Origin of the sequence: Actinokineospora sp. NBRC 105648 (assembly GCF_030269645.1) — a bacterium.
Lineage (GTDB): Bacteria > Actinomycetota > Actinomycetes > Mycobacteriales > Pseudonocardiaceae > Actinokineospora.
The window spans coordinates 132,334-158,248 of record NZ_BSTR01000003.1 but is presented as its reverse complement, the minus strand read 5'-3'; the positions used below and the strand labels follow the sequence as shown (position 1 = coordinate 158,248).

Annotated in this window: 20 protein-coding genes and 1 pseudogene; 11 read left to right on the top strand and 10 right to left on the bottom strand. The window is 65.2% G+C overall.

Features of this window, described 5'->3' with window-relative positions; translation table 11 throughout:
• Positions 1 to 10 precede the first annotated feature (10 nt).
• The 3 genes from QSK30_RS03820 to QSK30_RS03810 all read right to left on the bottom strand — a co-directional run bounded on the left by QSK30_RS03820 (position 11) and on the right by QSK30_RS03810 (position 2,914).
• Positions 11 to 1,366 (bottom strand): hypothetical protein, encoded by a 1,356-nt coding sequence (locus tag QSK30_RS03820; protein WP_285499565.1) that lies wholly within the window; start codon positions 1,364 to 1,366, stop codon positions 11 to 13.
• A gap of 288 nt (positions 1,367 to 1,654) precedes the next feature.
• On the bottom strand, positions 1,655 to 1,915 hold the full coding sequence (locus tag QSK30_RS03815) for a hypothetical protein (RefSeq protein WP_285499563.1): 261 nt from the start codon (positions 1,913 to 1,915) through the stop codon (positions 1,655 to 1,657).
• Positions 1,916 to 2,341: 426 nt separating this feature from the next.
• Positions 2,342 to 2,914: an SLATT domain-containing protein gene (locus QSK30_RS03810; protein WP_285499561.1), complete on the bottom strand. Its 573-nt coding sequence runs from the start codon at positions 2,912 to 2,914 to the stop codon at positions 2,342 to 2,344.
• 239 nt (positions 2,915 to 3,153) lie between these two features.
• Here QSK30_RS03810 and QSK30_RS03805 point away from each other — a divergent pair, with 239 nt between their 5' ends.
• Positions 3,154 to 4,686 (top strand): RNA-directed DNA polymerase, encoded by a 1,533-nt coding sequence (locus QSK30_RS03805; RefSeq protein WP_285499560.1) that lies wholly within the window; start codon positions 3,154 to 3,156, stop codon positions 4,684 to 4,686.
• A gap of 55 nt (positions 4,687 to 4,741) precedes the next feature.
• Here the strand turns inward: QSK30_RS03805 and QSK30_RS03800 are convergent, their stop codons facing one another.
• Entirely contained in the window at positions 4,742 to 6,136 is a 1,395-nt protein-coding gene (locus QSK30_RS03800) for a recombinase family protein (RefSeq protein ID WP_285499559.1), read from the bottom strand.
• A complete protein-coding gene (locus tag QSK30_RS03795; RefSeq protein WP_285499557.1) occupies positions 6,082 to 6,438 on the bottom strand; it encodes a recombinase family protein in 357 nt (118 codons plus the stop codon). The genes QSK30_RS03800 and QSK30_RS03795 overlap by 55 nt, the downstream gene beginning before the upstream one ends.
• Positions 6,439 to 6,743: 305 nt before the next feature.
• Between QSK30_RS03795 and QSK30_RS03790 the strand changes: the two genes are divergently transcribed.
• Positions 6,744 to 7,013, top strand: coding sequence for a DUF6355 family natural product biosynthesis protein (locus tag QSK30_RS03790; protein WP_285499556.1), 270 nt, complete (start codon positions 6,744 to 6,746; stop codon positions 7,011 to 7,013).
• A 343-nt stretch (positions 7,014 to 7,356) separates the two neighbouring features.
• Here the strand turns inward: QSK30_RS03790 and QSK30_RS03785 are convergent, their stop codons facing one another.
• The 4 genes and pseudogenes from QSK30_RS03785 to QSK30_RS03775 all read right to left on the bottom strand — a co-directional run bounded on the left by QSK30_RS03785 (position 7,357) and on the right by QSK30_RS03775 (position 10,076).
• On the bottom strand, positions 7,357 to 8,187 hold the full coding sequence (locus QSK30_RS03785) for a hypothetical protein (RefSeq protein ID WP_285499555.1): 831 nt from the start codon (positions 8,185 to 8,187) through the stop codon (positions 7,357 to 7,359).
• Between the two features lie 443 nt (positions 8,188 to 8,630).
• Positions 8,631 to 9,029, bottom strand: coding sequence for an NADPH-dependent F420 reductase (locus QSK30_RS03780; RefSeq protein ID WP_285499553.1), 399 nt, complete (start codon positions 9,027 to 9,029; stop codon positions 8,631 to 8,633).
• Positions 9,030 to 9,138: 109 nt separating this feature from the next.
• A pseudogene (locus QSK30_RS36760) lies at positions 9,139 to 9,225 on the bottom strand (hypothetical protein); the annotation flags it as partial.
• Positions 9,226 to 9,257: 32 nt separating this feature from the next.
• Entirely contained in the window at positions 9,258 to 10,076 is an 819-nt protein-coding gene (locus tag QSK30_RS03775; protein WP_285499552.1) for an inositol monophosphatase family protein, read from the bottom strand.
• Positions 10,077 to 10,203: 127 nt separating this feature from the next.
• Between QSK30_RS03775 and QSK30_RS03770 the strand changes: the two genes are divergently transcribed.
• Positions 10,204 to 11,130, top strand: coding sequence for a LysR family transcriptional regulator (locus tag QSK30_RS03770; RefSeq protein ID WP_285499551.1), 927 nt, complete (start codon positions 10,204 to 10,206; stop codon positions 11,128 to 11,130).
• 21 nt (positions 11,131 to 11,151) lie between these two features.
• Here the strand turns inward: QSK30_RS03770 and QSK30_RS03765 are convergent, their stop codons facing one another.
• Positions 11,152 to 11,940 carry an SMODS-associated NUDIX domain-containing protein gene (locus QSK30_RS03765; RefSeq protein ID WP_285499549.1) on the bottom strand — a complete coding sequence of 263 codons (789 nt, stop codon included), beginning with the start codon at positions 11,938 to 11,940 and terminating at the stop codon, positions 11,152 to 11,154.
• A 312-nt stretch (positions 11,941 to 12,252) separates the two neighbouring features.
• On the opposite strand from QSK30_RS03765, the gene QSK30_RS03760 reads away from it, so the two are divergent.
• From QSK30_RS03760 to gad, 8 genes are all read left to right on the top strand, one after another.
• Complete coding sequence (locus tag QSK30_RS03760; RefSeq protein WP_285499548.1) at positions 12,253 to 13,311, top strand: M4 family metallopeptidase; 1,059 nt, start codon at positions 12,253 to 12,255, stop codon at positions 13,309 to 13,311.
• Between the two features lie 229 nt (positions 13,312 to 13,540).
• Complete coding sequence (locus QSK30_RS03755; RefSeq protein WP_285499546.1) at positions 13,541 to 14,080, top strand: HAD domain-containing protein; 540 nt, start codon at positions 13,541 to 13,543, stop codon at positions 14,078 to 14,080.
• Positions 14,081 to 14,873: 793 nt separating this feature from the next.
• Positions 14,874 to 21,332 (top strand): RHS repeat-associated core domain-containing protein, encoded by a 6,459-nt coding sequence (locus QSK30_RS03750; RefSeq protein WP_285499544.1) that lies wholly within the window; start codon positions 14,874 to 14,876, stop codon positions 21,330 to 21,332.
• Complete coding sequence (locus QSK30_RS03745; RefSeq protein ID WP_285499542.1) at positions 21,332 to 21,841, top strand: hypothetical protein; 510 nt, start codon at positions 21,332 to 21,334, stop codon at positions 21,839 to 21,841. The genes QSK30_RS03750 and QSK30_RS03745 overlap by 1 nt, the downstream gene beginning before the upstream one ends.
• A gap of 10 nt (positions 21,842 to 21,851) precedes the next feature.
• Entirely contained in the window at positions 21,852 to 22,361 is a 510-nt protein-coding gene (locus tag QSK30_RS03740; RefSeq protein WP_285499540.1) for a hypothetical protein, read from the top strand.
• A 223-nt stretch (positions 22,362 to 22,584) separates the two neighbouring features.
• Positions 22,585 to 23,223, top strand: coding sequence for an RICIN domain-containing protein (locus QSK30_RS03735; RefSeq protein ID WP_285499538.1), 639 nt, complete (start codon positions 22,585 to 22,587; stop codon positions 23,221 to 23,223).
• A gap of 238 nt (positions 23,224 to 23,461) precedes the next feature.
• The gene (locus QSK30_RS03730) at positions 23,462 to 24,328 is read left to right on the top strand and encodes a class II glutamine amidotransferase (protein ID WP_285499536.1); all 867 of its coding nucleotides are present in this window, start codon (positions 23,462 to 23,464) and stop codon (positions 24,326 to 24,328) included.
• Positions 24,329 to 24,347: 19 nt separating this feature from the next.
• On the top strand, positions 24,348 to 25,772 hold the full coding sequence (gad, locus tag QSK30_RS03725) for a glutamate decarboxylase (RefSeq protein ID WP_285499534.1): 1,425 nt from the start codon (positions 24,348 to 24,350) through the stop codon (positions 25,770 to 25,772).
• Positions 25,773 to 25,915: the final 143 nt, after the last annotated feature.

Genomic DNA, 25,915 nt, shown 5'->3' with positions numbered 1-25,915 from the left:
GCTTCTATTGTCATCTCCACCACCACTGTTGAACAGCATCTCGACCGAAGCTAAGGTGCTCATCAAGACTTCCATGGCTGTGCTCGTCGTCTACGATCCACGAATCATCGGACCATCCAAGCGAGCCGATGACCGTTTCCAAAATTCCTTGGAGTGACCTAACCATCTCGTGCTGCAATACATGCGGCTGAACACATCCGTCGCGGAAGACTCCATACATGCCAGGAGGTAGAGAAACTTCTGCGGATGTGCTTTCTCTGAGGTCAACGACACTGTAGGAGGCTTCTGGGTTACCATTGCCACTCACTACAAATTGGGCAATTCCCCCAGTCAGAGGTTTGCGATGCTGGACCTTCTCTCTCAAGTCATTCACGAAATTTGGCCAGACGGGATCCACTGCGCTAGCCGCGGCCTGCATGATCGCAGCATCTCCAGTGACCAAACTGCCGAGTTTTTTAGGTTCGTTCTTGACGAGCTGTTTCCAGGCAATCGACATTTTCCCTCCGGGTACATTTGTGGAATCCAGATCTTTTGCAACCCATGCGATCGCATCCAGCGCTCCCGAGTATGCAACTATGCTGTTATTTAGGTGGCTCAACTGCCGAATCAGTTGTCCATTTCCTCCGCCATTCATTCCTTCGCTGATATATGCTCTCCCAAGTTCATCGGCAGCGATTAGAAGGTCTGTAAATCTTGTCAGAATGGCTTGAAGATGGCTAGCGGGCAGCTCATACCTTCCCTTAAAGTCGGGATTCATGACGTGTCGTAACACTTTAGAAGTTTTGCCCAGCAAGTTACTGGCAAGGCTTGAGTAGAAGACGGTCTCGTCAGATCTCCGACAATAGTCAGGATGCTTCTGGGTCACGTACCTATTACGTCCTCGGAGCAGTGCGTAACATATCGTGACCGCCTCCTCTGGATCGAGAAGACCGCACGTCGACAGGAATCCAACCCCCCTTTTCCTTGCTTGAAGCAGCTCTGTCGATCTCGTAACAACAATTCTAGCACCGATATTTGATGCGGCATTCACTAGCGTAACGGTTTCGGCTAGAGCATTCCTCTCCGCGCTTCCCATAGCTGCGCCCAGTCGATCTACATAGCGCTGAACATTCCTTCTCATGACACCCGTTTGCAGCGTGCCGTCAGGTTTTGCGAAGGTGACACCAAGATATTCCGGCCCGCCATCTACGATCGAAGCGATTCCGACCTCTTTCCAATTCTCGACAAAGGAGGACGGCATCATATAGACTGAGAAATCATCCGTCTTCGACAAAGCAGCGAGCTGAGTTGCCGCAACGCTTGGTATTGCACTGTCTGACAGGACGTCTCCTGTGACTATTACCTTGATGTTTTCGAGCTGCATCATTGCACGTCGTTCAGGTTGCAAGTCAACCCGACTTAGAGATCGTCGATTGTACACAACTTCTGGTGTCGAAATGACGGGAAGCCTAGCCGAAACCCCCTTATCTGCGTCGGGACGAACGTACACGTACTGAGAATACGTCCGGCCCGAGATTGCAATATCGACAGGGTCGAAAGCGCTCCCTCTGGATAGATTCTCGTCATAAGAGTTCACTGCGCCCTCAATCTTCCCACTATCTTCACTGTTGAGATGATCACTAGATATCTTGATAGTCAAAATCAATAGCCCGCGTCATGCTGGAAATTCTCTGGTTTCCCGCTCACCGACGACACGGACGAGCCATTCGTGTCCAGCCACAAAGAGTTCAACATCAACACGAGTCATATCGGTACATATGATCAAAAACAATCCGTCGTACGCTAGTCTGACACCTGCCATTCCTTCGGCTTCTTTTCGGCCAACTGCAAGTACGCTCAACCCCTTATCTTGCAAGAATTTTTGACAGGGTTTGTGGTCCTCTGCGCAAGGAACCTCAAGCAAGTAGTCACGCATGTTGCCATGCTATCGAGAGTTTCGGTTGAACGCGACTTGGGATTCTCGATCGAGGCCATCGATGGCGAGACTGAACGTGCGGTCTATCGATTTGTTGGTCCCCGGCTGCTGCTGTGAGGTCTTTTCTATGGGCAGCGGATGGCCGAGGATCGCCCAGCACCGTATTTCCGTAGGAGACAGGAGCCTGACCTGATAGTGGCCGTGCAGGCGGTCGACGACATGGGCGAATCCGGGTCCTCGGCGCCAGCCCAGGAGATCTCCTCCCGATCAGCCAACGTCAACATCCCGCGCACGACAGGGAATCCTTCCCCACCGCACACCACGATCACATGCTACGACCGCGCCTGAACCTGCCATGTCCTGGATTCAGTTCAATACAAGTAGCCAGACCCGAGCCTCCTCAGCGGGAGATATTGGTGCGTCTAATTACAAACCGCGAATGAACCACAGAATGAAAGGAATAATCACCAAAATTGGTACCGCTAGCGTGAAGACTGGAAAGAAGGTGACAGAGGTGTCAAACCGGACCTTCCGACGATGTTTGAAGGAGAGGCTATCTTGCGTGTTTCTAAAGTGATCGGACTCTGAGTGGTTTTCAGAGGAATCTACAGCATTCAGATAGCGCCGATGAATATCATGATATTTCGACCAGGAATCTGTACCCTGACCAGTGAAAAAGCTCTCCAACTCTGCAGAGATCTGCTGTATCATTTTATAGTTGGCTTCCATTGCTCGTCCGCGAGCACCGTAATTCATATTTGAGACGACCAGGGAAGTAACTAGTGATAGAATCGCAAGTGCAACCATTAGCGCATCTCCACCTCTTCCGTACATATTCTTCTCGATTAGGATACCCACAGATGCGACGGTTGTTGATGTAGCGAACGCTATCAAAGAGCAGTTCCAGGCGTTATTTCGAAGCACCAGTCGACGGTGCGCCATCAGTCGAGCCTTGTAAGTCCTATAGGAGCGATCTTCAAGCTTTTTCACAAATTCCACGAGACGTGGGCTAGGAGCCAAGTCGTCTACGATTCGTGACGACGATGAAGTCGCCTTGCCAAAAGTGAATATTCTCATCAATCCTCCGTATCAGCAGTGCATTGCATTTGGACAAATCTCGACTATGCTAGCCCAAGCTTACCGAGTTGGATCCGCATCCAGCGAGATCGCTATTTTAGGCACCACCTTGGATGGAGTCGGGTGCGCGCACGAACGCCCGACATGGCATCATGTGGTACATGGTCAGACGCGCATGGGTTGAAAACCTGAACTTGGATGTAGCCGCAGGCAACCTCCATACCGAGATGTTGCGCGACTGGCATCACGACCCGTGGGGCTGGCCAGAAATCGAATTTTTGGCCAGGGTCGAGCCGGAAATTATCCACCAGCATTGCCTAAGCGCAGGCTCGCAACAAGCTTTTCCTATCGAAGTGCCTAAAGAGAATTGGTCCACGCGACCAGCTGTTGTGCTTGACATTGCCGACAGAGTTCTATACCAGGCTTTGGTGGACTCGATTAGTGTTGATATTGTTGGCACGTTGTCGCCAAATACTTTCGGTTGGCGGTTACCAGCGATTTCTCCAGCACCCGGTGAGTACTCTAATCAAGATCTTCAATGGCATACCTACACAGGGCATTTGAATCGCCTGGCCACCTTCTCCTCGACAGCGCTTAGAACGGATATTACCTCCTTCTTTGCGAGCGTCCCGATTAATGCTGTACATGAGGATATTCAAGACAGAGCGACTCCTGGTGCACACCTCGACCGTCTACATAGTCTGATTGATGGATTTCAGACCATTCCAGGGCGACTAGGCTTGCCGCAAAGGTCCACAGCATCAGCTGTCATTGCCAACATGTTCCTGAATCCGATTGATGATGTTTTGACTAGCCATGCATCATCGGCACCAAATGTTTTCAAGAGCAAGTTGCAGTACCACAGTTTTGCGCGGTGGATGGATGATATCTGGTTGTTTACTCAGAACCCAGCATCCGCCCGCGCAGCGCAAAAAGATCTTCAATCAGTCGCGCGGAATTTGGGTCTCAATTTGAATATCGCTAAGACCGAAGTGCTTGAAGGGGACGATGTAGCCAAACAAGCCCTTGAAATTGAACACAGTGCTATTGATGACGCGATCACGGAAAACTCCAATTTTGTCCCATTAGAGGAACTTATTGACGGTCTCCTTGAAGATCGAGAAAAGGCAAGCAGGTCATCGATCAACTTCGCATCAGTGAGGATGCGTAAGTATGACCATTTCTATCGGTTGGACGACCTCCTTGAACTCGCGCCCAGGATGCCGCATGTCGCCGATGCATGGGCAAAGCTCCTAAAAAAGGCAAAGCAGCCAGAGCTAATGCAGGAGTGGTTTGTCGAGTACGCTGGCAGCGAATGGGCAATGTTTCCATGGTCTCTTTCACATTTTGCGAGACTCTTCCCATCAGGGTTCCAGCCTAATCGACAACTGATTGAGTATTTTACCGAAACGGTGGTCAATGCCGGAGCGTCATTGCCAATACTAGCGGTTGCAGTACAACGGTTGTGCGCGTGGAATCCCACCGCAGGCCGTGCTGCGTGCCATGCAGCCTATCAACAAGCGACAGATCCTCATGTGAAGAGGATTCTGGCCCTTGGGTCACTCCAAGTAGGCCAGGGTAGGAATATGATTCGCAGGTGGGTTTCGGCAGACAAAGAAAACTATCCTACGTTGCGAATGCTAGAACACCGCAACTTCACCCCTCCGGTTGTCAGTAAATTCTTCTCAGGTTAGTTGATAGCGGCGATGACTTACGCAGCGCTATCTGGTCGCACGCATACCTGAAGCGCTATTCTGGTGTCTTTTGTGATAGATGCAAGCGTGTAGATAGAGCGCATCTCCCCCCTCGGACACGTTCACTACCCCTACCAGGCCGGATGGTCACATCGACCGTCCGGCCTTCGGCGTCGTAGACCATCTGCAGGTCGACCGCTTCGTAGAGGTCGCGGAGTTTGACCGGGTCAGCGTGCTTGATCGAGCGGCCCAGGTCGGCCAGGTGATCGATCATCGCGTCGATCTCCGCGCGGGTCGCGGCCCGCGCTGTCGGGGTCGCGTCGATCTGGACCTGTGCGGCGTCCCGTTCCTCCTGCGCGCGGTTGAGCGCGTCGACCAGAGCTGTCGGGTTGGCCCCTGCCTCGATCGCGGCCTGCAACCGCCGCAGCCGGGTCTTCGCGTCGGCCAACTTCCTACGCACCGACTCCATTGCATCGGAGTCCTGTTCGGACGGCACGACACCCAACAGCCTGCGCACCGTGTCCTCACGCTGCGGCGGGGCGAACAAGTGCCCCAGCCACTCGTTCAGCCCGTCCACCACGGGCAACTCCGGCAGATACACGTTCTTCGGGTGCGTGGCCAGGACAGGCGACCCCGGCACGATGCTGCGCGCGGCGCACCGGTAATAGATCCGAGTGGAGCGCGGCGTGCCCTCCATCCTGCGCTCGCAATACCCACACCGGACCCGACCCCGAAGCGCGTACACGTGCTTCGTCTCCCGAGGGCCACGTTCGAGCTTGCGCCGCGCTTCCAATCCCCCGGCGGCTTTCGCCCTGCGCAACAGTTGCACCTCGGTGAACAGCTCCACCGAGACAATCTCCGGATGCGCGGGCATTCGTGACCGCACGATCCTCTCCGCGGGTGCCCGTCGGAACCGGGTGATGTTTCCAGCGCTGACGTCGTCGGGGTCGATCAGCATCTCCTGTTTGGTCCAGCGCCCGAACACCGCGTACCCGGTGTACTTCGGGTTCTCCAGAATCGTGCGAACCGTGCTCCCCTGCCACCCGTCCGCGAGCCGATGCCGGTTCTGCTCCGGCCGCCGCGCCGAAGGACACAAGACTCCCTCGCGGTTGAGCGCGTTCGCGATCGCCCGATCACCCTTGCCGTCCAAGTACTCGGCGAAGATCCGCCGCACCACCTCCGCGCACGGCTCATCCACGGTCAACACCCGCAGCCGGAACCCCTCCACGGCCTTGCGCGGGTTCGGATGCGGCCCGCCATCGACGGTCACGTACCCGTACGGCGCCCGACCGCCCTGGTGGCGGCCCTCGTTGACCACCTGCGCGTCCATCGCCGCCCGCACCCGCGCCTGGACATGCTGCCGCTCGGACTCGCTCATCCCACCGAGCATGCTCATCAGCATCTTGTGCGAGGGATTGCGCGGGTCGTACTTGCCGCACAGTTCAGGCACCCACAAGTCCACCCCGTACGCGGCGACGTGTGGCCCGCGCCCTTGGCGGCCATCACCTGCCGGACCCGGTCGAAGGTGTCGCCGTCGATCAGCGCGTCGTGGACGACGTCGTCGGACCAGACCCACTGGTCCGGCTGGTTGTGGCGCATCCTGCTCATGTGCCCCAACGCGACGTCCTCGACATCGAGCAGGATCTCGTCCTTGCGTTGCTTGTTCCACACCTGCCGGCCGGTGTAGCGGGGTGTAGCACGGCCGGGGTGTTCGCGGCGGTGGCCGCCGACGATTCCGACGCCCTCGCGCAACGACTGACTATCGGGACGGATGCGCGACGGTTGGAGGTGGCCCGGTTTCACGAATGAATAAAAGGGATATTCATTCTCTGTTTTTGATTGCAGGTCGCCAGCGACCGTGGTATTCTCTGAGTTGTCGCACAACCGGGCGTGCGACGGACAGCGACCGTCGACTATGGACTGTTTGTTATGTGGTTTCGCGTCTATACTCCAGCGTTTTGTCGATGGTTGTTCCTGTGAATCGACTGTGAAGGGGGAACTCTGTGCTCAAGTTCGCGCGAGTGACAGCCGCCGCTGCTGTAATCGCTGGGGGATTGTTGGCCGGGTCCGGTACGTCGAGCGCCATCGAGGCGGTGACACCGGCGGCGGGGGCACCCGCGGCCGTCACGGACGACCCCTGCGGCTACTGGCAGGAGGGGAACTGGCTCAGCGGCTACACCTACTGGTACCGACACTGCGGCTCCACCTACGTGCGGGTCCACATCGACTACAACAACAACACCAGTGACAGTTCTTGCTTCTCCCCCTGGGAGAAGCGCCAACTCTCCTGGCGGACGACCAACGCCTACTACACGGGCCTCTGCTAAACGCTTAGCCGACATCGAGGGCGGTCACACCCGAGTGGTGTGGCCGCCCTGACGGTGTGTCGACTCGTCGCTCGTGATGGAAGAGCGGCTCCGCTGCGACCGCAACGGAGCTGCCGGGGGCGGATCTGCTCACAGCGGAGCGACGAGTGGATCGCGGCGAGGTCGCGGCACCGTGGGGGCGTGGCAAACGCCGAGAAGGAAGCCGCTGTTCGACCAGCGGCTGCGAGAGCGGTTCTACGACTGGCGGGTGCTGGTGCTGGACGGGCGCAGCGACCCCTCGGTGTGCCAGCAGCAGCTATCGGGGTTAGGCCCGGGTGGCACAGCAGGCGTGGTCACTGCACAACTAGTCGATCCAGGGTGTTGGTCGGTGTTCTACGTTGTTTGGGCAGACCAGAATATTCAGCGCGCCTTCTCGGCCGAATTGCCAGCCGACGCCGGTCTCGTCGGTTTCACACGAGCAGCCGTCGGTTTCTTCTCGGGTGTGCAGGGACAGCATCAGGACCGAGTCCATTTCGCAGTCTGGACAGGGAAAGGTCATCGGGCCGGTCTGGTACCAGGGAATCCAGCCACCGATCTTGGAGCCATCGGCCAGCTCCGGCCAGTCGTCATCGGGCTCGAACCCCAACTCCTTGGCGTCGTAGGGGTGGGGATATTCCGTGACCTGACACGGCCGAAGCGCACAGGGGTGGTCAGGTACGGCCTCCTCGTGCACCAGCACGGGTTTGGGCTGATCGAGGTCAGGGTCGTTCAGCCCCAACGAATCGCGCCAGAACAGGCGGAGCGCTATTGGCTCGTAGCCGTGGTGATGGTCGTCATCGTAGACGGCTGGGCACCAGAACACCTGCAGCAGGTCGCCCCCTGCCGGAAATGGCAGCATCGGGAAATCCTGGCGATAGAATTGCGCGACCCCAAGTAGTGCCTGTCCGAGCGAGCCGTCTGGCAGCGGATCCACGCAGTGCGGCCACGGCTCGTCGGCAGGCGAGCGCATTGGGCCGCCGATGTGGCTGTCCGCCGAGGTAGGCGCCCCAGCCCGCGGGTGCAACCGGGTAGCGGTGCGGGCGTGGACCTCGGTACCGGGAACAGAGGGTGTGGGCACGGCGGCATCGTAGTGCCCACAGGTGCCCGCGCTTCGCGTCGTCGACCCACTCAGACGTTGGCGGACATAGAAGACCACGGATCAACCGTGCACGGGCACTTGATGCCCACGCCTGGTCGATGTGAGGGGCGCGGCGACGGAAGTTGGCAGCGCGCTGGCCTACTGCTGACTAGCGCTGCCGCTTCGGGAAGGCTCAAGACAGCCACAGGCGTGTGGGCTAGTGCGCAAGTCGCTCGTCGGACACACGCACTAGCCACACGGGGGCAGGCCGTTACGTCGATGGCCTGCTCTTCTGGGGTATAGACCATCCTCCGGTCCAGGTCGCGGTACAACCGGTTCAGCCCTTCCGGCTTGGCGTCCTTGAGGGTGGCGCTGACTGAGTCGATCATCTCCACAGGTCCAACGCGGCACTTGCCGGGGTGTCGTCGATCTCGGCTTGCGCCGCCGTCCTCTCGGCTGGACCGAATCCTTAAAGTCACCAGCACGGATCGAGACGTCCGTTCGCGTAAGTTGGGACGCCGTCAGCGCGCGATCGAGATGGCGAAGGGCGCGAACCCGTTGGCGCGGATCACGTGCGGTACGAACAGGATCGCGGCCTCGGTGGCTCGCGCGGTCTCGATCCCACCGAGGTCGATGATCCACTCCTGAAGCCAGCCCAGGTCCGCGAGCAATCCCGCTGTGACCTGTTTGGCTTGCGGGTCCTGGCCAGACAGGAAGACCGTGGGCGCCTGGGCAAGTGTGGCGGGCGCGGTCATCACCGGGTACAGCATCGTGTTGAGCGTCTTGACGACGTGAGTGTCGGGGAGCGCTTCCTGGAGGTGCTCCGCGAGGCTTGAGCCGGGGTAGATCAGGTCGGCGGGCAGTCCGTCGGCTCCGTCGGTGGTGGCGTTGGAGACGTCCACGAGGATCTTGCCGTGCAACTGTTCGCAGCGCAGTGAGCCGTTCGAGCGAGCTCGCGCCAGGGGTGGCGTTGATGACGATCTGCGCCCTGCCCGCGGCGTCGACGGCAGAGCCAGGGGAACGGTCCGCCGCGGTCACCTCGTGGCCTGTCTTGGTGAGAGCGCTGGCCAGGTTGCCGCCGACGCGGCCGTTTCCAAGAACGGCGATCGTGGTCATGGTGTTGTCGTCCTTGTTGTGCTCGTGGATGGTCAGCGGGTAAGCGTGGCGACGGCTTCGGCGTGCACACTGGGTGCGGCGGCCAGGAAGCTCTCGCTCGCGGGGGTCCAAGGGCGGCCTGCGGTGTCGGAGACCCGTCCGCCGGCCTCGGCGACCAGCAGCGCCCCGGGGAGCAGATCCGCTCGGGCGCCTGCGAACTGCCAGAAGGCCTCGATCCGGCCTGCGGCCACGTTCACCAGGTGCAGGGTCGCGGGCACGGAGGTACGCACCACGAGCGCGTCGTGCAGCATGGCGGTGATCGAGGTACCGATTCGCCGCACGACCCTCTCGTCCTCGTCCGGCCTGGCCTGGCTCGTGGCGACCAGGCCGAGACCCAGGCTCGCGGTGCCTGACACCCGCAGCGGTTGACCGTCGAGGTGGGCTCCGGCGCCGGCGAGGGCGGTGTAGGTCTCGCCGGTCAACGGCACATGGACCGCGGTCAGCACCGGCTGGTTCTCGCGGACGAGGGTGGCGGTGACGGCCCAGTCCGGCAGGCCGTGCAAGTGGTTGATGTTGCCCTCAGCCGGATCCACGACCCACCACTCGCCCGACGGCAGGGCGCCGCCCGCGAGTTCGTCGTCCACCCAGCGGGCGTCCGGACGCAGGCTCTCCAGGTGGGGTCGCAGGACGGTGAGGGCCGCGTCGTCGTTGGCGGCGAGCGCGTGCGTCAACTGCTCGCGGGTCTGGTAATGCGCGACCTCGCCGAAGCGCTCGACCAGCACCGATCCGGCAGCGCGGACGGCGATCGCCGTCTGTGCGAGCAAATCAGCGTCGGAGGTAGCGACATCGTCCGTGCGAGTCGTTCCTTGCATGGTGATACTCCCGTCTGGGCAGGGGAATCGGGCGACGTCGTGGGTTCCACGCTGCGCCCGCATCTCGACGGTATGCCCACCCATCGTTAACTACAACTGCATGTCAGGCACCGGTAGAGTTACTGGCATGCAATTGGATCTGAACCTGCTCTCCGCGCTCGACGCCCTCCTCGAGGAGGGCAGCGTGGCCGGAGCGGCCGAACACCTGCACGTCACCGCCCCCGCGATGAGCCGCAGCCTCGGCAGGATCCGGCGCACGACAGGCGATCAGATCTTGGTGCGCACCGGGCGCACGATGACCCCGACGCCGTACGCGATCGCCGTGAGGGAGCAGGTGCACGAACTGCTCCACCAGGTCAAGTGCGTGCTGGCGCCGAGCCGTGAGCTCGACCTCATGACCCTCGACCGCACCTTCGCGCTTCTCTGGCACGATTCACTCGTCGCCCTCGCGGGCCCCGCGCTGGTGGCCGCCGTGCGCGAGCAGGCACCGGGTGTGCAGTTGCGCTTCATCGCGGAGTCGAGCGTCGACACCCCGCAGTTGCGCCGGGGCGAGGTCGACCTCGAGGCGAACGCGGGTCACCAGGACGCACCCGACATCCGCGCCGAGAAGGTGGCCGAGACCAAGCACGTGATCGTTGTGCGGCAAGGGCACCCGCTCACCCGCGTCGAGGCCATCACCACCGCGCAGTACGCCGCCGCCGAACACATCACCGTCTCGCGGCGCGGACGACTCGCCAACGTCATCGACGACGCTCTCGCGCAGCTCGGCCTCGCCCGGCGCGTGGTCGCGGCCGTTCCCACCGAAGCAGCCGCGTTCACGATCGCGCGCAGCGCGGACTTCCTTGTCACAGCACCGGAATCCACTGCGCGTTCAGCGGCCGCGGACCTCGGTCTGGCCCTGCTCCCGCTTCCCCTCGAACTGCCGCAGGCTCGGGTGTACCTGTCGTGGCACCGACGTTACGACACCGACCGCGCGCACGTCTGGCTGCGCGACCTCGCGCGGAACGCATTGGCCAATCCGACCCCCAGGGAACGGGACAGCACACTGACCTGACCGCGCCCCTTGCAGCGTCCTTCACAGCGTCCAGTCAGCGGTTTCGGAGATCTGAATTGTCTGATTCTGGCCAGGCGTGGCGCCTCGCCGCTTTATTTCATCTGGCGTTGACCATCGAAAATCCGGCGAGTCGCCATTCTTGGTTTCACGCAGCACAGTCAATTGTGCGTCCGTTGGCTTGAGCTCGTATACGTCGGCCACCAACAATTCGAGCGACTGGGCGTGGTCACTGTAGCGGAGTGGCCGCACTTCTCGACGCACGAAATTGTGGTACAAGTAGGGAAACTCGCGGCTTGGCAGGACCTCCGTCGCAATGAGTTCTTCGTAGAACTCGCGCCACGGTGATGTCTCTCGATCCTTTCCGCTTTCAAACCATCGAAAGAAAGCATACAAGTGCCGCCCGGGCACCCGCAGCCGGATATCTTTTCCGCTCACCGTGTCGATTGGGATCAGGTCATCACTTTGCACCCCCCAATCTCGAAATCGGCCGCTCGCCGAGGCGTTCGCCTTGTACACTCCGCCTACTGGCTGAAACTGGTCGAGTCGACGACCGCGAACAAGGAGGAACTTTCCTTCGTCCTCAATGCGGAAGAGGTATGAGAAGGATACTCGGATCAGTGCATTTCTGTGCCGGATAGACACGTAGAGGAGGCGCAGGTTTGTGAGGTTGTTCCACACTGTGTCCACGAATGGAACGGCGAACCCAGTGGCGATCCCGCCTATCAAGCCGACCAGGATCGCATTTCTGACGAAGGGGACAGCAATGAGTGCGGCCAGTATGAGAACCAGGTAGAAAACCAGCCTCTGCATGGAAGCTCCTCCCCCAGATCATCCGCGCATGGTAGTCGACTTCGCTGCACGAAGATCATAGCCATCGACCGGCGACGGGAAGCCGGCGTTGGTGATCACCCGAATGGGGGCCGATCACGGGGTCCGCTGACATGTTGCACGGATGGTCAGGTCCAGTTCCCGGTACAGCTGGCTGAGCCCTGCTGGGCTTGGCGTCCTAGAGCGTGGCGCCGGGTGAGTCGATCATCGCGACCACTGCATCGGGCAGCACTGGTTATCTGTTCACGGCTGGAATCTCTTGCGTTGGTCCAGACCACTGTCGATCCTGTGGGTATGCGGTCCTCGTGGGGGAAAGTCCTGGGTAGGCAGGCGACTCGCGGCCTCGTGTTGGGTGTTGCCCTGGCGTTGTGCGCGGTGTCGCCCGCTGCGGCGCGGGTGGCGGGCTCCGGTACCGGGGCGTGGAACCAGAACCCGGTTTCGCTGGACACGACGCTCTCCGGGACGACCTATCTGCTGCGCGACCCGCGCTGGCCGGGCCTGGACTGCGTGGACGCGGTCAGTGGCAGGGTGTTCGCTGGTCCCGACGACGTGTGGGGTAGTGGCGACCCGACCGACCGCGAGACCGGCTGCGTCGATGCCCTCTACGCGGCGCAGACCTTCCAGCGCATGAGCGTTGGGTGGTTGGGCCGCAACGGTGCCGACGGAAGCGGCAGACCGGGTCTTGGCCTGCGCGTCGGTGAGCCTCGGCCGGGTATCACGACCGTTTCCGGTCGCATCTCGGTCGGTTACAACAACGCCGGGGCGTGGGTGGGCTCGCTCGACCTGGTCGGGCGCGAGTACGGCAAACTCATCGACCAGACCACCCCCGGTGGCCGATCGGGCAACGGCACCGGGGAGTTCATCGCCGACGCGTTCGGCGCGGCCAACGAGTGGCACGCCGCCCAGACCGCGGGCGATGTCCCGGACCTGCTCATCGGTGAGCGGCCGTATTCCACCGTGCGCGACATGTCCAACCCCGCCGCGTCGTACGGCAGGAACTGCTACACCAACGACATCCCCACCGCTGAGCCGTACGCGGCGGCAGGCGTGGGCGACCACTGGTTCGCGCTGCTCGCCGCGGGGTCCAGCCCGACCAACGGGCTGCCGCCCAGCCCGACCTGCGACGGTACCGCGGTCACCGGGATCGGCGTGCCGAAGGCAATCAAGATCCTGTACAGCGGCATGCAGCGGAAGGTTTCCGGCATGACCTACCAGAAGTACCGCGTCGCCACGCTCCAGGCCGCGCTCGCACTGACTCCGGGAAACTGCACGGACTACAAGGCGGTCAAGGCTGCCTGGAATGCTGTGAACGTCACCGCCCAGCCCGGCGAACCGACTGCCGCCTGCGGCTGAGCTCAGGCCGGCTGCGGCTGAGCTCAGGCCGGCTGGGCAAGGTCGCCGCGATCGAGACCACCCTGGCCGCAGCGACCCGTGCCGTGCTCGCAACCATCCCACCTCGGTACGCCCGACCTCTGAGCCTCGATCGGGCTGAACTACTAGGGAGTCCTTCGGCGGCTACCGCTGTCGCTGTGAGATCGCCTAGTCGAGTCGACCCGTCCGGATGAACGGCTATCGTGCGGCCGTGACCGGTTCTGGACAGCGCCCGCTGCTCTTCCTCGATGTCGACGGGCCACTCATTCCCTTCGGCGCGGCACCGCAGCAGTATCCGACCTACCAGACGGATCTCGAACCACCGGAGGCCGGTTCGAACCCGCTTCTGCCTCGGATCAATCCCAAGCACGGACCTCGGTTGGCGGCGCTCCCGTGCGATCTGGTCTGGGCCACGACATGGACGGCCGACGCGAACGAGTGCATCGCACCCCGGATCGGGCTGCCGCCGTTGGCGGTGGTGGCCTGGCCGGAGCCGTCCGACCTCGATCAGCAGGACGAGCGCGCCGGGCTGCACTGGAAGACCCGCGCCCTCGTCGACTGGGCGGCAGGTCGCTCGTTCGCCTGGGTCGACGACGAGATCACCGACGCAGACCGAGCCTGGGTCTCCGCGCACCACCGAGGCCATGCCCTGCTGCACCGTGTCGATCCCCGCCAGGGACTCACAGACACCGACTACACCACTCTCACCGACTGGCTGCAGAGGACTCCGCCGTCGCACGGTCCGATCTGAAAGCGCTGCACGAGTCAGGATGGTGCGGCAGGCCGAATCAAACAGGGGTCGGAGGGCGACGAGTCATGCGTTGTGTGGAGGTGGGACATCCGGTGCCGGACGGTTGCTTGTTTCCATTGTTGTACATTCGCCCGTCCGCGATATCGCGGATCACTACAGCCGGCTTCTCCCTAAAGCTCGAGTAGCGCTCGGCGTTCGTCAACGTGTAGACGTAGCACCCGTGCAGTGTACCGATCGAGAGATCGTAGGTTGTATCGCACGCCGTACGTGTGTCGAACTCGACTGCGACCGCCAAAGAATTGGCGTTGCTAGCGGGGGTTGGTGGGTGCCGTCCGGAGCGGCGGAGTTGGTACCTACCAGGCTTCTCGCAGGTAGCGAGGGCGTCGGACGGAACGGCGTGTCTCACACAAAGGGTGCGATTCGGACATTAGCCGCTATTGGGCTGCGTTTTAATGGCTGGTGTATTCCCACCTGTGTGGTATGTGGCCAGCAGGGTCACCATTTGGCCTATTGCTGATGTCCGCTGGGCGCTCTTAGTGTTGATCCGATCGTGAATTCTCGACTTTTGGAGCCCGTTCGCGGGTTCACACTGGGGTGGAAGGTCGTCGACGTGGTCAGCAGTGGTTTGGGTGTGCCTGGACGTGGTGCGCGGTGGGGGTTTGCTCGGTGGGGAGTCGCCGCCGGGACGGTGTTGGCGCTCGTCGCGGGGTCGGTCAGTCCGGTTGCGGCTGCCCCGGTGACGGAGCCGGGGCGGGGGGCCGAGGCTGTCGCCGCGGACTTTGGTGTTGATGCGGTGCGGTCGGCTGATCTTGCCCTGGAGGGCTGGGGCGACCAGGCCGGGTATCACCTCGACGTTGGGCGGGAGAGCAGCGGGTTCGCCTGGCAGGAGGTGGCGCTGCTGCGCCCGGGTGGTCGGGACGAGTCGTCGTGGACTGGGTATCAGTGTCTGTCCGGTGATGGGAAGTTCGCCGCGGTGGCGGTGTTGCCCGCGTCGGCTGTCAACCAGCAGTCGGCTCGTGATCATGGGGCGTTCGCCTACTCGGTGGACCTTGGTTCCGGTGTGGTTCGGCCGCTGGCGAGTGGGGTCGGACTGAAGTACTTCTCCCCCGGCTGTGGGCTGGGCACTCGGGCGGTGTTCACGCTCGATGTGGGCCCCGACGACGCCGATACCCAGCTCCTCGGGGTCGACCTCGCGACGGGTGCCGTTGACGCGGCGATCACGGTTCATGACCAGGTCACCTCGGCCGTGCCCGCGGCGGGAGGGATCGTCGGGGTGCGCGGCAACCGGCTGGTGTCGGTGTCGGCCGACGGTAGGACTGATGCTCTGGCCACCGTGACCGGCGACGCTTACGAACTGCGTGCCACGGCTGACGGCGTCGGGTTCCTGCAGACGCAGCCGGGCGCTCGCACGGCCGACGCGGTCCACTACCGCGCGGGTCGGACGACGAAGCTCGGTTCGGGTGAGCGGACCAGGCTGCACCTGTTCCAGGGTCGGGCGGGTCACCCCGTGCTGACGGGTACCAATTCCCTCGAGGCCCCCGCCGTGACCGCCGCCGGGGTCGTGGCGGTGACCGACCAGGCGCTGGCGTTCGGGGCGAGCACCGCGTCCCTCGACGGCGACGCGCTCGCGGGTCCGGACCGCGACGGTGGCCGGTCCGAGCCCGCCGTGCTGGCCACCAAGACCAACCGGTTGCTGGGCAGGCCGCGCGCGCAGAGCACCAAGCGCGCCGCGACCGCTACGGCTGCCTTCGTAGCCACCGCAGCTGCCACTGCGGGCGTGCGGCCAGGGAAGCCGGAACCGCGGGGTGACGCCGCACCCAGCACGAGCGACAAGGCGCCCAGCAGCACCACGGCGCAGACCCCGGTGTGCGCGGTGTCCCGGACGAGCGCGTCCCGCCAGGTGATGCAGCCCAACCCGGCACAGGTGAACTGGGCGATCCAGATGGCCGAGCAGGGTCTGCTGACCGGCTCCGCCTACACCCGGCCCGCGGGCTTCGCCAACCTCGGCCTCGCCGCGTTCGCGCCGAACAGCGACTTCCCGCTGATCCCGTTGTCGCACCCGGCGGGCGACTCGTGGAACACGGTCCCGCGGTCGGTGTACGAGGCGATCGTGGCGCAGGAGTCGAACTGGTCGCAGGCGTCCTGGCACTCCCCCGCGGGCACCGCGGGCGGCCCGCTGGTCTCGGACTACTACGGCGCGCACGGCGACATCCGCTCGATCGACTACGCCCACTCCGACTGCGGCTACGGCCTCGGCCAGGTGACCACCGGCATGCACGTCGGCGACCACGTGTACTCGGTCAACGGGCAGACCAAGATCGCCGTGGACTACCAGGAGAACATCGCCGCGGGCCTGCAGATCCTGGAGAGCACCTGGAACCAGCTCTACGCCGCCGGGGTGACCGCGAACGGCGGCAACCCGCGCTACCTGGAGAACTGGTACTTCGCCGCCTGGGCCTACAACTCCGGCATCCAGCCCAACGCCGCCAACGGCAACACCACCGGCTGCACGCCCGGCCCCACCTGCGTCGGGCCGCACGGCACCTGGGGGCTGGGTTGGACCAACAACCCGGCCAACCTGGACTACCCGCCCAGCCGCGCCCCGTACCTGAAGAACACCTACGCCGACGCCGCGCACCCGGCGAGCTGGCCCTACCAGGAGCGGGTGCTGGGCTGGATGGCCAGCCCGCTGCTGCGCTACGGCTCGCGCGCCTACGCCACGCCGGACTACCACGGTGGCCAGACCTGGGTGCAGCCCGCGCCGTTCACCTCGTTCTGCACGACGGACAACCAGTGCGACCCCAACGCCACCAACCCGACCGTGCCGGGTGCCAGCCACTGCATGCTCAACGACTTCCAGTGCTGGTGGCACCTCCCGGTGACCTGGATCCCGACCTGCGCGACCACCTGCGCGACGAGCTCCTACGCGGTCACCACCGGCTCGACCGAACCGGCCAACCCCAGCCAGAACCCGCCGACCTGCACCCTGGACACCAGCAAGGTCCCGGCGAACTCGATCATCGTCGACGACGAGCCCGCCCGGCTGAACCTGCAGGGCTGCGGGGCGGCGAACTGGACCAGCAACGGCACGTTCAGCTACGCCTACGGCACCAGCCCGGCCGGTGACCCCGTCGGCGCCATCGACACCCACCAGCTCGGCACCGGCCTGGGCGGGCACGTGCTGTTCACCCACACCGAGGACGGCACCGAACCGGCGCTGATCAACACCGGCACCTGGACGCCGAACCTGCCCAGCCTGCAGTACTACAAGGTGAAGCTGCACATCCCCGGGCTGGGCGCGCAGGCGACCAACGTGGTCTACACGATCAACCCCGGCGGCGGGGTCAGCCCGTGGCGGATCCGGGTCAACCAGGCCTGGAACTCCGAGCAGTGGGTCACCATCGGCACCTTCGCCATGACCAACGGCGGCAACGTCGTGCTGACCAACAACGGCAGCTCGGTCGACAACGGCGGCTTCGGCAACTCCGACTTCGACGTCGCCTTCGACGCCATCGCCTTCGTGCCGCAGGGCGGCACCCCCGGCCAGCCCATCGGCGGACCACCCGGCATCCAGGACGCGCCCAAGGGCAGCAACCCCGCGTTCGTCAACTGCGGCTGCGTCAAGCGCACCGCGGGCGACCCGGTCGACACCGTCACCGGCTACTTCGGTGACACCTTCACCGACCTGTCCACCCCCGGGCGGGGCGTGCCGCTGAACTTCGTCCGCAGCTACGCCGAGGGGATCGCCGATCCCGTCGGCCCCAACGGTTCCCTGGCCGCGGACGGTCCGTTCGGCTGGGGATGGACGCACTCCTACAACCTCTCCACCAAGACCGACCCCGGGACCGGCAACGTCACCGTGCGCCAGGAGGACGGCTCCACTGTCGCGTTCGTCAACAACTCGGGCACCTACACGACCGCGGCGCCCCGGTTCGACGCCACCCTGGTCAAGAACGGCGCGAACTACACCTACACCCGCCGGGGTCGGACGATCCTGACCTTCGATGTGGCGACCGGGCGGTTGACCGCCGAGTCGGACCTGGCGGGCAGCAAGGCGACCCCGCCGTACAAGACGTCGCTGGCCTACGACGGCGCGGGCCACCTCACGACGATCACCGACCCGGCGGGCCGGGCCTACACGCTGACCTGGACCGGCGGCCACATCACCGCGCTGGCCGACCAGACCGGCCGGGTGGTCACCTACGGCTACGACGCCGAGAACAACCTGACCGAGGTCTACGGGGTCGGCACCACGCGCACGCCGGTGCTCAAGGACGACGACCACGCCCGCTACACCTACGTGCCGGGCAAGCACCTGATGGCCTCGATGCGCACCCCGGCGAACTTCGCGGGCCCGGCGTCGGCGGTCACGTCGATGACCTACGACACCGCCGAGCGGGTCACCGCCCAGACCGACGCCAACGGGCACACCACCGGGTTCGCCTACGGCCCCGGCGGCGGCCTGGTCGCCGGGCAGACCCTGGTGACCGACCCGGCCGGGCACAAGGACCTGCACACCTACCAGAACGGCCTGCTCGTCTCGGAGACCAAGGGCTACGGCACGCCCGCGGCGGGCACCGCCTCCTACACCTACGACCCGGTCACCCTGGGGGTGACCACGCAGACCGACGCCGATGGCCACGTGCAGACCTTCACCTACGACGACCACGGCAACCGCACGTCGGCCTCGAACGCCCTGGGGTTCACCACGAACTACGTCTACGACGACGCGGGCAACCTGATCGAGGGCATCGATCCGAACGGCGTCGCCACGGTCAACGGCTACGACCAGGCGGGCCACGTTCCGGCCGCCTCGGCGGGGCAGTTCGCGCTGACCTCGACGACGGTGACCAAGGCCAACAACGTGGTGGAGTCCTCGACCGGCAACTTCGGCTCGGCGCCGACCAGGACGGTCAACTACTACTACGACGACGCCGCGCACCCCGCCGACCGCAACCGCGTGGTAAACGCGCTGGGCAAGACGACCACCACGGTGTTCGACGCCTTCGGCGACGTCACCTCCGTCACCGACCCGCTGGGCGACAAGACCCAGTACGGCTACGACACCGGCCGCGGCTGGGTGACGTCCACAGTGGACGCCAACAACCGCACGACCACCTCGACCCACGACGCGCACGGGCGCACCACGGGCACGACCGACGCGCTCAACCATACCAACACCACGGGCTACGACGCCGACGGCGGGCAGATCTCGGCCACCGACGCCAACAACCGCACCATCACCGTGGCCCACGACCCGGTCGGGCAGGTGGTGACGGTCACCCAGGCGGACTCGACCACGCAGGTCACGCACTACAACGCCGACGGCACCATCACCGACACCGTCGACGGCCTGGGCGCGGTCACCCACTACGGCTACGACGCCCAGGGCAGGCGGTCGAGCCGGACCGACCCGGACGGCAAGGTCAGCTCGATCACCTACGACCCGGCGGGGCGGGTGCTCACCAGCACCGACGCGGCCAACCGGGTCATCACCTACGCCTACGACGCGGCCGGTGAGATCACGTCGCAGTCCTATTCGGATGGTGTGACGCCGACCTCGGTGTTCGGCTACGACCCGGCCGGGCACCGGGTGAAGATGACCGACGGCACCGGAACCAGCACGTGGACCTACGACACCTTCGGCGAGCCCACCGCGGCGAAGCAGGGCTCCGGCGCGGTCGTCAGCTACACCTACGACGGCAACGGGAACCAGACCTCGCTGACCTACCCGGGTCAAACCGTCGCGGTCACCCGGACCTTCGACGACGCGGGCAAGCTCAAGACCGTCACCGACCCGGCGAACAAGACCACGACGTTCGGGTACACCAAGACCAACCACGTGCTGACCACCGCCTACCCCAACGGGACGACGGTGACCAACGCGTTCGACAACACCGACGCCATGACCGCCACGACCGCGGTCACCGGGGCCACCACGGTGCTCTCGGCCACCTACGGCCGGGACCCGGTCGGCCAGGTGTCCACCCAGACCGTTGGTGGCGCACCGGCGCAGGCTTCGACCTACACACCGCGCGAACAGCTCGCCACCGCCGGGTCCACCGCGTTCACCTACGACGCGGCGGACAACCCGACCAAGATCGGCGCCGCGACGCAGGCCTTCGACCCGGCGGGTCGGCTCTGCTGGCGGCTACCCACCGGGACCGTGGCGAGCCCGACCTGCGGCACCGTGCCGCCGGGGGCGGCGGCCTACGTCTTCGACGCCGTCGGCAACCGGACCAAGGCCGGGACCACCACCACCTACGGGTACGACCAGGCCAAGCGGCTCACCTCGTACGCCGGTGCGGGCGGGAGCGCCACCTACGCCTACAACGGCGACGGCCTGCGGATGTCCAAGACCGTGGGCGCCACGACCACGAACTTCGTCTGGGGCACCGGGACCACCCCCGAGCTGCTCAGCGACGGGACCACGAACTACCTCTACGGCCCGGACGGGACGCCGATCGAGCAGATCGGGCCCGGCGGCAGCGCCTGGTTCGTGCACGACCAGCTCGGCTCGACGATCGGCCTGCTCGGCGCGACCGGCACCGTGGGGGCCACCTACACCTACACCGCCTACGGCGTGGCCACCGCGACCGGCACGCTGAGCACGCCGCTGCGCTTCGCGGGTGAGTACACCGACGCCGAGTCGGGGCTGGTCTACCTGCGGGCGCGGTACTACGAGCCCACGACCGCCCAGTTTCTCACCGTCGACCCCCTGGTCGACCGCACGCGGGCGCCCTACAGCTACGCGGGCGACAACCCGCTCAACCACACCGACCCGAGCGGGATGTCCTTCTGGAGCGATCTCGGCGCGGGGCTGATGGTCGTGGGCGCGGTCTTGGCCGTCGGCGCGTGCTTCGCCTCCGTCGCGTGCGGCGCCATCGCGTTGACCACGGCGGGGACCATCGCGGTGACCAGTGCCGTGGTCGGGGTCGCCGCGGTCGGCGCCGTGGGCGGTCTCGCCGTCGCGGGCGGGATGATGGTGGCCGTCGAGGGTCTCGGCAGCCTGGAGGACATGGGCTGGGAGTACGACGGCGAGGACGACGAGGAGGACGGGTACAACTCGCCGGAGAGCCAGCAGGAGCAGGCCCGGCAGATGGACCGGGCGCGCGGCGAGGTGGAGCGGCGGTTGGGCCGGGCGCTCAGCGGCGCCGAGCGGCGGCTGTGGCACGATGCCATCACCAAGCAGGGCCTGGGGTACGCGGGCATCCTCGCTGAGGGAATGCACCTGTTCTGCGGAGGCGGCTGATGGGTTCGACCCTGCTCGACGCGGTGCGCGGGCTCGTCGGTGCCCGGGTGACCGACGTCGGCCGGACGGCGGACATGGTCGAGGTCGGCTTCGACGTGGCCGGGGCTGAGCACCGCCTGCACGTCCAGTGCGCCTTCCGGTTGGTGCGGGGTGCCCAGATCCTGCTGGGCACCACCGACCTGGGCTACGCCGAGAACCGGTCGGACACCCGGGCGGCGGCCTTCGAGAACCGCACCACAATGTTCGACCGCAACGCGCGGCGGCTGACCGACCGCTTCGCGGTGACCGGGTACGAGGTGGTGCTGGCGGAGGTCTCGGAGATCGGCGCGGTCGTGATCGAGGCGTCCGACGCCATGCGCTTCGAGGTGGTGCCGACCGGCGCCGGACCCGCGGAGTGCTGGCGGCTGTTCGAACGGGGCTCGGACGTGCACCACGTGTACCCCGAGTCGGCGGACCACGACGAACCCCCGGACTGTTCCGACGACGGCCCCTGGCCGAGTCTCGACTGAAGTGGTGGGAATGCCTGCTGACACCAACCCGGCTGCCGGTCTCGACGCGCTGACCGGCAGCCGGGTGACCGGTGTGGACCGCTCGGACAACCTGGTCGAGATCCGGTTCGCCCGCGGCGACGACAGGTTCGTCCTGCGCGCCTACTGCCCGCTCCGGGTCGTGGTGGGCGGGCGGATCGTGGTCGGCACTGCCGACTGCCAATGCCCAGCCGACCGCGAGGTGGACCCCGTCGCCGCGTATGCCAGTCGTACGACGGTGTTCGACCGCAACGCCCGCAGGCTGAGCGCGTTGCTGGCCGAGCGGGAGATCACCGTCGCCTCCGCGCTCGTGGCGGACGCCACCGGCATGGTGGTGATCCGGTCGGCGGGGAACCTGCGGATCGACCTGGTCCCGGCGTGCTCGGGCCCGGTCAACGCCTGGCGACTGTCTACTGTGAACGCTGCCGTGGACTCCACTGTGGACGCTGCTGTGGACTCCACAGTGCTCGCCGAGTACCCGCCCGCCCGTCGAAAGGCCTAGCTCGACCCAGGTAGATGGGGCGCCCGCGCTGGACGCAGAACCTGTCGCTGCCCCCTAGGCCACAGTGGACACTGTGCACGACAGGAAGTGAACCACGGCAGACTCGCACGGTAGTGCTCTGTCGAGATACCGCCGCACGAGCGAGGTTTTCCTGTGTTTTAGCGGGAATTGGCTTGGCTGAGCCGAACGGGGCTTGATGTGGGCAGACCTTTGACAGGATCCGATGACACCGGTCAAGATCGAGAGCGAGGTTGACGGTGACACTGGGGGTGTCAGCAACAGCAACGCTCTGCTGGACGTCAGGTTCCAGGCTGCCGCGATCGACCTCACGACCGGAAAGGTGACCTTCGTGGTCAAGCGCCTTACGACCCTTCTCGCCACCGCCCTGTCACTCGGACTCCTGATCTTCGCCGCCCCGTCGGCGAGTTCGGCCCCGCTCGGGAAGCCCGTCCCGTCGGTGGGCACGACCCCGCTCAAGGAGTCGACGACCGCGAGCGCGACCCTGTACAACAGACTCGCGGTCAAGTGTGCCGACCTCGGCTCCAACGCGCCGGGCACCAGCGTCATCATCGTCCCCTGCACGGGGGTCAGCAGTCAGCAGTGGACCGTCGTCGGCGGCACCCAGTTCAAGAACGCGAACGGCCTGTGCATGGACATCGGTTCCACGGCCAACAACACGCACGTCATCATGGTCACCTGCAGCTCGGTGACCAGTCAGGATTGGGCCTGGGTCGGGTCGTCGGACCACATCGTCAACCTCAACAGCGGCACCTGCATGGACATCGGCGCCACCACCAGCGGCACGCCGGTCGTGATCTACACCTGCAACCTCAGCAACCCCAGCCAGGGTTGGCTGCTCTGACCGAGGGAATGTCCTCTTAGGACCGGTGTCGCCGACGTGCTCGTCGGCGACACCGGCTTCCCCCCGCGGCGACCGGACACGGCCGGGAGCGAGTGCGGAGAGCACCGTGGGCCCGGACGTGCTCACCGCTCAGTCGGGCGGGCGGAGTCCGGCACGGCGCTACCCGCCCGGGTAGCGGTTCGCGCGTGATCGGGCCAGGCTGGACCTCGGAGGGCGCCGTCTGCCGGGGAGGTCCGCGATGTGTCGGTTGTTCGGTTTGTCGGCCGCGCCGCGGCGGGTGCGGGCGGCGTTCTGGTTGTTGGAGGCGCCGGACAGCCTGTCCGAGCAGAGCAGGCGGGAGCCGGACGGGACCGGGTTGGGCACCTTCACCGCCGATGGCGTGCCGCTGGTCGAGAAGCAGCCCCTCGCCGCCTACCAGGACGAGGAGTTCGCCCGTGAGGCCAAGGAGCGCGAGTCGACCACGTTCGTCGCGCACATCCGATACGCCTCCACCGGTGCGGTGGACCTGCGCAACACCCACCCGTTCGAGCAGCGGGGGCGCCTGTTCGCGCACAACGGCGTGATCGGCGGCCTGCCCGCGCTGGAGGCCGAGCTCGGCGACCACCGCGACCTGGTGCTCGGTGACACCGACTCGGAGCGCTTCTTCGCGCTGATTACCAAGCACGCCGACGGCAACGGCGGCGACCTCGGTGCTGCGATCACCGCCGCCGCGCGGTGGGTGGCCGACAGCCTGCCGGTGTTCGCGATCAACCTGGTCCTCACCACGCCCGGGGAGCTCTGGGCGCTGCGCTACCCCGACACCCACGATCTGTTCGTGCTCGAGCGCGCGCCCGGCGGTCCGCACAGCGGCAGGCACCTGGAGCAGGCGAGCACCGCGGGTCGGGTGCGCGTCCGATCCGGTGCGCTGGCCGAGCACCCGGCCGTCGTCGTGGCCAGCGAGCGGATGGACGAGGACCCGGGCTGGTCCCCGCTCCGCCCGGGCGAGCTGCTGCACGTGGACGACCGGCTCACCACCACCCGGCGCCTGGTGCTCGACGAACCGCCCCGGCACCCGCTGACCCTCGGCCAACTCGGCGGCGCCGCCGCTTCCCAGGCCGGGCGCTGACCCACGACGAAAGGCCGCCATGCCCCTGGTGCACCCCTCGGACCCCGACCGCCGCGGCCGCCCGGACGTCTCGGTGAACCCGCTGTTCACCAGGGAGCCCACCCGGATCCCGCGCGACCGCCTCCCGGCGGACGAGCTGGACCCCGACACGGCCTACCAGGTGGTGCACGACGAGCTGATGCTCGACGGCAACGCGCGGCTGAACCTGGCCACCTTCGTCACCACCTGGATGGAGCCCGCCGCCACGCGCCTGATGAGCGAGGCGTTCGACAAGAACATGATCGACAAGGACGAGTACCCGCGCACCGCCGAGCTCGAGCAGCGGTGCGTGCGGATGCTCGCCGACCTGTGGCACGCCGCCGACCCGGACACCACCACCGGCTGCTCGACCACCGGGTCCAGCGAGGCTTGCATGCTCGCCGGGCTGGCCCTCAAGCGCCGCTGGCAGCACCGCCGCCGGGCCGCCGGGCTGCCCACCGACCGGCCCAACCTGGTGATGGGCGTGGACGTGCAGGTGTGCTGGGAGAAGTTCGCCAACTACTGGGAGGTGGAGGCCCGGCTGGTCCCGATGTCCGGCGACCAGTTCCACCTCACCGCCGAGCAGGCGGCGGCACACTGCGACGAGAACACCATCGGCGTGGTCGCGATCCTGGGCTCCACGTTCGACGGCGGCTACGAGCCGGTGGCCGAGATCTGCGCCGCCCTCGACCGGCTCGCCGACGAGCGCGGCTGGGACATCCCGGTCCACGTCGACGGCGCCTCGGGCGCGATGGTCGCGCCGTTCTGCGACCCGGACCTGGTGTGGGACTTCCAGCTCCCCCGGGTCGCCTCGATCAACACCTCCGGCCACAAGTACGGCCTGGTCTACCCGGGCGTGGGCTGGGTGGTGTGGCGCGACGCGGACGCGCTGCCCGCCGACCTGGTGTTCAAGGTCAACTACCTGGGCGGCGAGATGCCCACGTTCGCGCTCAACTTCTCCCGGCCGGGCGCCCAGGTGATCGCCCAGTACTACAACTTCCTGCGGCTGGGCGTGGACGGCTACCGCCGCGTCCAGCTGTACTGCCGGGAGGTCGCCACGGCCCTCGCGGCCCGGATCGCCGGGCTCGGCCCCTTCCGGCTCCTCACCGACGGGAGCGAACTCCCGGTGTTCGCCTTCACCCTGACCCAGGCGGAGCACAACTACACGGTATTCGATGTCTCCGCCGCCCTACGCGAACGCGGCTGGCTGGTGCCCGCGTACACCTTCCCGGCCGACCGCCAGGACTTGGCCGTCCTGCGCGTGGTGGTGCGCAACGGGTTCACCCACGACCTGGCCGACCTGCTGGTCGAGGCCCTGACCCAAGCCCTGACCCAACTGGACGCCCAGCCCGGCCCCCAACGCGGCCCAGAGACGGCAGCGTTCTCCCACGGCGCCGCCGCCAAACCACTTGAGCCGAGGGAATAGAGCCCCGGATCAGGCCACGCTACGCGCTCAAACCCACACACACGCAAACCCACCCACACCTACACGCACGCACAACACTCATTGGCTAAAAACCCCAAGCGGGCGAACCAATCGAACTCCGTCCCCAGCCGCCCCGCCAAGTG